Here is an 8,379-nt window from a genome sequence, read left to right as displayed (position 1 = left end):
CCGCTGGTGAGCGTCCAGGACACGCCGCGGGCGCCGGCGCGACGCGGCGTGTCTTGGACAGTCGACGCCCCGCGTGCGTGCGGCGGGATCTCGACGGCACGACCCGCGAGGCGCCGGCGCAGCGCGACTCGCGTCGGGCGTCGACCGCGTGGCATCCCGAAGTCGTCGTTGACAGCGCGCCCCGCTCATGGTTTCCTCTGAACGTACCGGTTAGTACATAGCCGGACCCACGGACACGAAGGAGTACCGTGATCGACGCGCATCCCTACCTCGTCGGCCTCATCGGCACCGGGGTCCTCCCCTCGCTCACCCCGCCGATGCACATGGCCGAAGCGCGCGCCCTCGGAATGACGTACGTCTACCGCCCGCTCGACCTCACCGCCCTCGGCATCGACCCCGAACGCATCGGCGACGTCCTCGCCTGGGCCGAGCGCCTCGGGTACGACGCCGTGAACGTCACCCACCCCTGCAAGCAGAGCGTGCTCGCCCACCTCGACCGCATCGACCCGGTCGCCGCCGCCCTCGGCGCGGTCAACACCGTGCTGTTCACTCCCACCGGGCGTGTCGGCCACAACACCGACACCACCGGCTTCGCCGCCGCGTTCGTCGACGGGCTTCCGGATGCCGACACCCGGCACGTCGTCCAGCTCGGTGCGGGAGGTGCGGGCTCGGCCGTCGCCGATGCGCTGCTGCGCCTGGGCACCGCGCGGCTGAGCATCGTCGATCTCGACCCGGTGCGCGCCGCTGCCCTCTCCGACGACCTGGCGTCACGGCATCCGCTCGCCGTCGTCGACACCGCCGCGCCCGACCGGCTCGCGGACGTGCTGGCCGGCGCCGACGGTCTCGTGCACTGCACCCCCATCGGCATGGCCGAGCACCCGGGACTCCCCCTCGACGCCGCCCTGCTGCGTCCGGAGCTCTGGGTCGCCGACATCGTCTACCGCCCGCTCGACACCGAACTGTTGATCACCGCGCGCGAGCGCGGCTGCCGCACCCTCAGCGGCGGACGCATGGCGGTCCACCAGGCCGTCGACGCGTTCGCCCTCATCACGGGGACGCGACCCGACCCCGACCGCATGACCACCCACTTCCTCGACCTCGTCGCCGCCGACACCACCGTCGGACCGGCCGTCGCCCGCTAAGGAGCATCCGTTCATGACCACCACCGCAACGACGCGGAAGACTCCCGTGAAGGCGGCCACGGCCAGCTTCATGGGCAGCGCCGTGGAGTACTACGACTTCTTCCTGTTCGGCTCCGCCGCCGCTCTCATCTTCCCGACGGTGTTCTTCCCCTCGGGCGACCAGGCGGCCCTCGTGATGTCGTTCGCGACCTTCGGGTTCGCCTACATCGCGCGCCCCTTCGGCGCCGTCATCCTCGGCCACTTCGGTGACCGCATCGGGCGCCAGAAGGTGCTGATGTTCACCCTGCTGCTGATGGGTCTGTCGACCTTCATCATCGGTTGCCTCCCCGGCTTCGCGCAGATCGGCTGGTTCGCCCCGGCCCTTCTCGTGCTGTGCCGCCTCGCCCAGGGCCTGTCGGCGGCCGGTGAGCAGGCCGGGGCGTCGTCGCTGACCCTCGAGCACGCCCCCGACACGCGTCGCTCGTTCTTCACGTCGTGGACGCTGACCGGCACGCAGGGCGGCCAGATCCTCGCCGCGCTGATCTTCATCCCCGTCGTCGCACTGCCCGATGACATCAAGTTCTCGTGGGGTTGGCGCGTGCCGTTCTGGCTCAGCGCGGTCGTCGTCGTGGTGGCGTTCTTCATCCGCCGGAGCCTGCACGAGACTCCCGAGTTCGAGCAGGCGAAGGCCACCGGCCAGATCGCCCGGATGCCGCTGGTGCCCCTGCTGACGAACCACTGGCGCGACGTGCTGCGCGTCATCTTCTGCGCCTTCATCGCCGCGGTCTCCACCGTCTTCGGTACGCTCGCGATCGCCTACGGCAAGGAGGTCGGTCTCGCCGCCAGCGTGACGCTGTGGCTCGTCGTCGTGGCCAACGTCGTCGCGCTGTTCACGCAGCCGCTCTTCGGCAGGCTCGCCGACCGCATCGGCCGCAAGCCCGTCTTCATCTACGGCGCGCTGTCGTCGGCGGTGTTCATGCCGTTCTACATGCTGTCTATGGGCGCCGGGAACGACCTGCTCACCTTCGGCCTGGCGATCCTGACGTTCTCCTGCGGATACGCCGCGGCCAACGCCGTGTGGCCGTCGTTCTACGGTGAGATGTTCAGCACCCGTGTGCGCTTCTCGGGAATGGCGATCGGCACGCAGCTCGGCTTCCTCATGGCCGGGTTCGCGCCGAGCATCGTCGCCGCCCTCGGTGGCGGCGGTGCGGGCGGCTGGGTCGTCATCAGCATCTTCACCGCGGTCATCGCGATCATCGCCTCGGTGAGCGCCCTGACAGCCCGGGAGACGAAGAATGTCCCCACCGACCAGCTCGGGCTGCGGGCCGAGGGACGCGTCCCCGCGGGCGTCTGATCGGAACGCGAACGGCCCCGTCTCTTGGAGAGGCGGGGCCGTTCGGCGTTCGTCGCACTCCGCCTCGAAGCGGACTGACGGGGCGGGCCGGGCCGGGGCGGGTGCGGGGCGATCCCCGCAGTATTACGCGGATCTCGCAGGTTTCGGGACGTATCCTGCGAGTTTCGTGCCTCCCTGCGCGGACAGACGGTGGATGCCACGGCCTGCGCAGCAGGGGTTCTGAACGTCGAGCGTCCAGGGCGTGTGGCGTCGGGGCGGCGACTGACCCGAAATATCGGGGCGGCGGCTGGTCCGGGGCATCCCGACGGGCGCCCTCCGGTCAGAGTGAATGCAGGGACCTTCCCATCGCGAGCTCTGTCCCGATCGGACCGGTGAAGGTCTCGCCGGTCTCGACGAATCCCGCACGGCGGTACACGGCCTGCGCGCGCACGTTGTCGACGTGAACATCGAGCGAGAGCGTCTCGAAGCCCTGATCGGCGGTCCACCCCGCGGCGGCGTCGAGGAGGGCGTCGACCGCGCCAGACCCCCGCGCCTCGGGCGCGACGTACACGCCCACGACATCGGCGCGATCCTGGGCGAGCCGCCGACCCGTGTGGTCCAGGTCGCCCGCGCGCCGCACGAGGACGGTCACCGACCCGACCCACGTGTCGGTGTCTTCGGCGACGAACATAGCCGCTGACTCCCCGGTCGCGCCCCGCGCGGCTCGTTCGACCCAGAATGTCCGGTCGCGCGCGAGCTCCTGCGCCCGGGTGGTGAGGAAGGCGATGGATGCCGCAGGGTCGCCGACGGCACGCAGTCGCAGCTCTCGCACGCGAGCGCCCTCCCCGGCGCGCACCCGGCGCACGACGACGCTCATGTCCTGCTCTGTCGCCGATCGCGCGGGGCGTGACGTCTGGCGGCGCCCGGAGCGCTGCTCACGCCCCGGCCCCACCGCTCACGTCCGGAGCGCCCCGTCGAGCCGTGCTCACGCGCCGACCTCCTGGTACGCCGCGAACAGCAGCGACTCGTCGGGGGCCTGCAACACGGTCGGACGCGCGAGGTCGTCGAGCACGATGAAACGCAGCATCGCGCCGCGGCTCTTCTTGTCGCGCTGCATGGTCGCCTTCAGCGTCTGGAACGCCCCGGCACGGTAGGTCGTCGGCAGTCCCAGCGATTCGAGCACGGTGCGGTGACGCTGAGCGACGTCGTCGGAGAGGCGCCCGGCCAAGCGCGACAGCTCGGCCGCGAACACCATGCCCACCGAGATCGCGGCACCGTGACGCCAGCGGTAGCGCTCGGCGTGCTCGATCGCGTGGCCGAGCGTGTGGCCGTAGTTCAGGACCTCGCGCAGGCCCGCTTCGCGCAGGTCTTCGCCCACGACGCGGGCCTTCATGTCGATGGCCAGTTCGATGCACCGGCGGAACGCGTCGCCGCGAGGGTCGACGACGCCCTCGGGATCGGCCTCGATGAGGTCGAGGATCTCCGGATGCCAGATGAAACCGGCCTTGACCACCTCGGCGAACCCGGCGGTCGCTTCGTTCTTCGACAGCGTGTCGAGAAGGTCGAGGTCGCAGATCACGGCGGTCGGCGGCCAGAACGCGCCGACGAGGTTCTTGCCCTCGGCCGTGTTGATCCCGGTCTTACCGCCCACCGCGGCATCCACCATTCCGAGCACCGTGGTCGGTACCTGCACGAGCGCCACGCCGCGCAACCAGGTCGCGGCGACGAAACCGGCGAGGTCGGTGACCGATCCCCCGCCGAAGCCGATGACGACGTCGGTGCGCGTGAAGTCGGCCTGGCCCATCACCTGCCAGCAGAACGCGGCCACCTCGACGCGCTTGCCGGCCTCGGCGTCGGGGATCTCGGCGAGCAGCACCTGACGGTCGCCCATGAGCTGCGCGCGCAACGCCTCGGCCTGCTTCGCCAGGGTCGGCGGGTGCACCACGAGCACCTTGCGGGCCGCTGCGGGCAGCTTCTCACCCAGCGCGGAGAGCAGTCCGCGGCCGATCGTGATGTCGTAGCCGGCATCACCGGCGACGCTGATGGTGGTGGTGTCGGTCATGCCGTCTCTCCGGCCGGCACACGGCGTGCCCAGGCCACGATGTCGTCGACGACGCGCACGAGCGGTCCCGACGACGTGTCGAAGGTGATGTCGGCGGTCCGCTCGTAGACGGACCGCCGTTCGTCGTAGATGCGCTGCCAGCGGGCAACGGGGTCTTCGCCGCCCAGCAACGGGCGTTCATCGCCGTGGATCCGGGATGCCACGACGTGCGGCGCCACCGTCAGCAGCACCACGCGATGCGCGGTGAGCCGCTCGCGGGTCACCGGATCGAGCACGGCCCCGCCGCCGAGGGCGACGACTCCGCCGCGGGCGAGGGCTTCGGCCACGGCTTCTCGTTCGAGGGCACGGAAGTGGGGCTCGCCGTGGGCGACGAAGAGGGCCGGGATGGGCCCGTGGTCGCGCACGACGAGTTTGTCGGTGTCGGTGAACGGCGTACCCAGCGCGCGGGCGACGCGGCGGCCGACACTGGTCTTGCCCGCACCCATCGGTCCGATGAGCACGACGGCCGACCCGGGCGCCGCGTCGGGAGCGGCCTCAGGCGAGGTCATGCGCGAGGAGCCCCGCGTCGGACGCGTCGGCGGTGCGCAGCGTCTCGGGCAGGTTCGCGAGGTAGGTCTCGAGGTTGCGACGCGTCTCGACGATGTTGTCGCCGCCGAACTTGTCGAGCACGGCGTCGGCGAGGGTGACGGCGACCATGGCCTCGGCGACGACGCCGGCGGCCGGTACAGCGCACACATCGGAACGCTGGTGGTGGGCGGCAGCGGTGTCGCCGGTCGCGACGTCGACCGTGCGAAGGGCCTTGGGGATCGTGGCGATGGGCTTCATACCGGCGCGAACCCTCAGCACCGTGCCGGTCGACATTCCGCCCTCGGTGCCGCCCGCGCGGTCTGACGAGCGCGTGATGCCCTCCCCCGTGGCGAACAGCTCGTCGTGGGCCTGCGACCCGCGACGGGTCGTGGTGAGGAAGCCGTCGCCGACCTCGACGCCCTTGATGGCCTGAATGCTCATCAGGGCGTGGGCGAGCTTGGCATCCAGTCGTCGATCCCACTGCACGTGCGAACCGAGTCCCGGCGGCAGGCCGTAGGCGAGCACCTCGACGATGCCGCCGAGCGTGTCGCCGGCCTTCTTGGCGTCGTCGACCTCGGCCACCATGGCGGCGCTGGTCTCGGGGTGGAAGCAGCGCAACGGGTCGGCATCGAGCACGTCGACGTCGTCAGGGGTCGGGAAGGCGGCGTCGTCGGGCACGCGCACCGGACCGATCGAAAGCGTGTGGCTGACGAGGCGGATGCCGAGCTCGTTCAGGAACGACCGCGCGATGGCGCCGAGGGCGACGCGCGCCGCGGTCTCGCGGGCGGAGGCGCGCTCGAGGATCGGACGTGCCTCGTCGAAGCCGTACTTCTGCATACCCACCAGATCGGCGTGCCCCGGACGCGGCCGCGTGAGGGCGGCACCGCGACCGCGCGACCGGTCGGACAGCTCGATCGGCTCGGGGCTCATGACTTCGGTCCACTTCGGCCACTCGGTGTTGCCGATGCGCAGCGCGATCGGGCTCCCGATCGTGAAGCCGTGCACGATACCGGTCGAGAGCGTGAGCTCGTCTTCCTCGAACTTCATCCGCGACCCGCGACCGTAACCCAGGCGGCGGCGCGCGAGTTCGGCGCGGATCTGCGCGGAAGAGACGGGGACGCCGGCCGGCATCCCCTCCATGAGGGCGATCAGTTCGGGGCCGTGGGACTCGCCGGCCGTGAGAACGCGAAGCATTCCCCTAGTCTCCCACGAGCGCGGCGCGCATCGCGGCCAGCACCGCGTCCTCGTGGACAACCGGCCGCCCCGGGTCGCCTGTGACGAAGACGCGCACCTGCAGGAGCGCCTGGTGCAGCAGCATGCCGAGGCCATCGTGCGCGGCGACGCCGGCACGACTCCACGCCTGGGCGAGCGGCGTCGGCCATCCGCCGTAGACGACGTCGACGAGAGGACCGGACCCGGATGCCAGGATGTCGGCGACCGGGCCGAGATCGGTCCCTCCGGGTAGCGCCGCTATCGTGGCATCCACCGGGTCGACGCTGTCGTCGTCGATCGCGCGGATGCGCACCTCGACGCCGAGCGCGTCGCCGAGCGTGCGGAGGGATTCGGCGGCTTCCGGGCGGCGTGCGCGTACCTCGATGAGATCCGCACCCACGCGCGCGGCGGAGACGACCGCCGACGTGGCCGTCGCCCCGGCGCCGAGCACGCGCACCGCGCCCGGTGAGTGCACACCGATCTCCCCGAGCGCGCGGGCGAGTCCCCCGACGTCGGTGTTGAAGCCGTGGGGGCCGTCGTCGGTGAGCAGGAAGGTGTTGACCGCGCCCGTCCGACGCGCGTCCTCGTCGAGGGAGCGGGCCGTTCGTGCGGCGACCGTCTTGAGCGGCATCGTGAGCGAGAGACCGCGCCAGGTGGCATCCAATCCCGAGAGGTGACCGGTGAATGCGTCGACCGAAACCTGCCGGCGCCCGTACTCCCACTCGAGCCCGAGCACGCCGTATGCCGCCGCGTGCAGCCGGGGCGACCGCGAGTGCGCGATCGGGTCGCCCCAGACGGCCAGGCGCGTGGGTCCGGTCAGCATCCCGAGTTCGGGTTGTCGGCGCACCACGCCCGCCACTGCTCGACGGCCGCCAGATGCTCGGTGTAGGTCGAGGTGAACACGGTCTCGCCGGTGTCGAGGTTGACCGTGACGAAGTACAACCACGGGCCGTCGGCGGGCTTCATCGCGGCGTCGATGGCGAGATCGCCCGCGTTCGCGATGGGTCCGATCGGCAGGCCCGGATACATGTAGGTGTTCCACGGGTTGTCGCTGTTGCGCGCCTCTTCGGACGTGCTGACCGTTCCGCTGCCCATCTCTCCGGCGCCGTACTGCACCGTGGAGTCCATCTCGAGCTTGCCGAACGTCTCCTGGTTGGAGGGCTGCAGGCGGTTCTCGATGACCCGCGAGACCTTATAGAAGTCTTCGCTGCTTCGCGCTTCGCGCTCGATGATCGAAGCGATGATGAGGATCCGCTCGCGGTCGCCCTCGGGTACGCCCGCGGTGTCCAGCGACTGCATGGTGCGCTTGACCATCGTGTCGATGACCTGCGCGGCGGTCACACCCTCGTCGAAGTCGTAGGTGGCGGGGAAGATCCAGCCTTCGAGAGTCGTGGCGCTCACGCCGTACTGCGAAGGGTCGGCGACGGCCGCGTCGAGGTCGGCGCGTGGAAGGCCGAGCTGCTCGGAGATGAGGCCTAGCGACTGCGCGAGGGTCAGTCCCTCGCGCAACTGCACCGAGTAATCGAGGCGGTTCTCGGGGAGGCGGAGGGCGGCGAGCACGGCTTCGGAGGTCATCTGCTGCTGCAGCTTGTAAACGCCGGGCTGGAACGTGAAGGCGACGGAATTGTCGACCATGTACTTGTAGAGCGAGTTCGACGCCTTCGTGACACCGGCTTCGAACATCTTCGGTGACACCGATTCTCCGGTGTCTCCCGCGACGATCGTGACGCGCGTCTCGCCGGTGGCCTGGCCCGCCTCGAAGTCGACCGGTTCTTCCTGACCGAGGAAGGCCTGCACCCGATCGCCGTAGGTGTTCCACAGCGCCATGCCGCCGCCGACCATGCCGCCGATCAGGAGCACGACGACGGCCAGGGCGATCCACCGGCCGACGTGGCGGCGCGTCCGCGACGGTTGCGGCGCGGGCTGGCCGATGTCGTGCGTGGTGGTCTGACCCGTGAAGAGCTGTTCGAGCGATCCGGATGCCGCAGACCCCGGGGCCGGCGATGCGGCGGCGGAGGCGGCACCGGCACCGGCACCCACGAGAGCGGGCTCGCGTGCGGGTTCGACGTCGCGCGACGGTGTGC

Annotated in this window: 8 protein-coding genes; 2 read left to right on the top strand and 6 right to left on the bottom strand. The window is 70.7% G+C overall.

The features are described from left to right. The first annotated feature begins 248 nt into the window (after positions 1-248). A complete protein-coding gene (locus RWP81_RS11695; RefSeq protein ID WP_314456288.1) occupies positions 249-1,142 on the top strand; it encodes a shikimate dehydrogenase in 894 nt (297 codons plus the stop codon). A 13-nt stretch (positions 1,143-1,155) separates the two neighbouring features. Continuing rightward, positions 1,156-2,475, top strand: coding sequence for an MFS transporter (locus RWP81_RS11690; RefSeq protein WP_314456286.1), 1,320 nt, complete (start codon positions 1,156-1,158; stop codon positions 2,473-2,475). Between the two features lie 319 nt (positions 2,476-2,794). On the opposite strand, the gene RWP81_RS11685 is transcribed toward RWP81_RS11690, so the two are convergent. From RWP81_RS11685 to mltG, 6 genes are all read right to left on the bottom strand, one after another. Then, positions 2,795-3,331, bottom strand: coding sequence for a GNAT family N-acetyltransferase (locus tag RWP81_RS11685; protein WP_314456285.1), 537 nt, complete (start codon positions 3,329-3,331; stop codon positions 2,795-2,797). Positions 3,332-3,439: 108 nt separating this feature from the next. Beyond that, positions 3,440-4,516, bottom strand: coding sequence for a 3-dehydroquinate synthase (aroB, locus tag RWP81_RS11680; protein ID WP_314456282.1), 1,077 nt, complete (start codon positions 4,514-4,516; stop codon positions 3,440-3,442). Then, entirely contained in the window at positions 4,513-5,064 is a 552-nt protein-coding gene (locus RWP81_RS11675; protein WP_314456280.1) for a shikimate kinase, read from the bottom strand. Before RWP81_RS11675 ends, aroB begins: the two co-directional genes overlap by 4 nt. Continuing rightward, a complete protein-coding gene (gene aroC / locus RWP81_RS11670; protein ID WP_314456278.1) occupies positions 5,051-6,277 on the bottom strand; it encodes a chorismate synthase in 1,227 nt (408 codons plus the stop codon). The genes RWP81_RS11675 and aroC overlap by 14 nt, the downstream gene beginning before the upstream one ends. A 4-nt stretch (positions 6,278-6,281) precedes the next feature. Continuing rightward, positions 6,282-7,145, bottom strand: coding sequence for a shikimate dehydrogenase (locus tag RWP81_RS11665; RefSeq protein WP_314456276.1), 864 nt, complete (start codon positions 7,143-7,145; stop codon positions 6,282-6,284). Continuing rightward, positions 7,112-8,379 (bottom strand): endolytic transglycosylase MltG (mltG, locus tag RWP81_RS11660; protein WP_314456274.1); only part of this gene is annotated, 1,268 nt, incomplete at its 5' end. The genes mltG and RWP81_RS11665, both read right to left, overlap by 34 nt.

The sequence above is a fragment of the uncultured Microbacterium sp. genome (genome assembly GCF_963521695.1).
Taxonomy (GTDB): Bacteria; Actinomycetota; Actinomycetes; order Actinomycetales; family Microbacteriaceae; genus Microbacterium.
This window is presented reverse-complemented; position numbering and strand designations above follow the sequence as displayed.

Bases quoted from the DNA above. Each gene is read 5' to 3' on its own strand.
- RWP81_RS11690 (WP_314456286.1), top strand. From the start codon at position 1,156: ATGACCACCACCGCAACGACGCGGAAGACTCCCGTGAAGGCGGCCACG.
- RWP81_RS11675 (WP_314456280.1), bottom strand. From the start codon at position 5,064: ATGACCTCGCCTGAGGCCGCTCCCGACGCGGCGCCCGGGTCGGCCGTC.
- RWP81_RS11685 (WP_314456285.1), bottom strand. From the start codon at position 3,331: ATGAGCGTCGTCGTGCGCCGGGTGCGCGCCGGGGAGGGCGCTCGCGTG.
- aroB (WP_314456282.1), bottom strand. From the start codon at position 4,516: ATGACCGACACCACCACCATCAGCGTCGCCGGTGATGCCGGCTACGAC.
- aroC (WP_314456278.1), bottom strand. From the start codon at position 6,277: ATGCTTCGCGTTCTCACGGCCGGCGAGTCCCACGGCCCCGAACTGATC.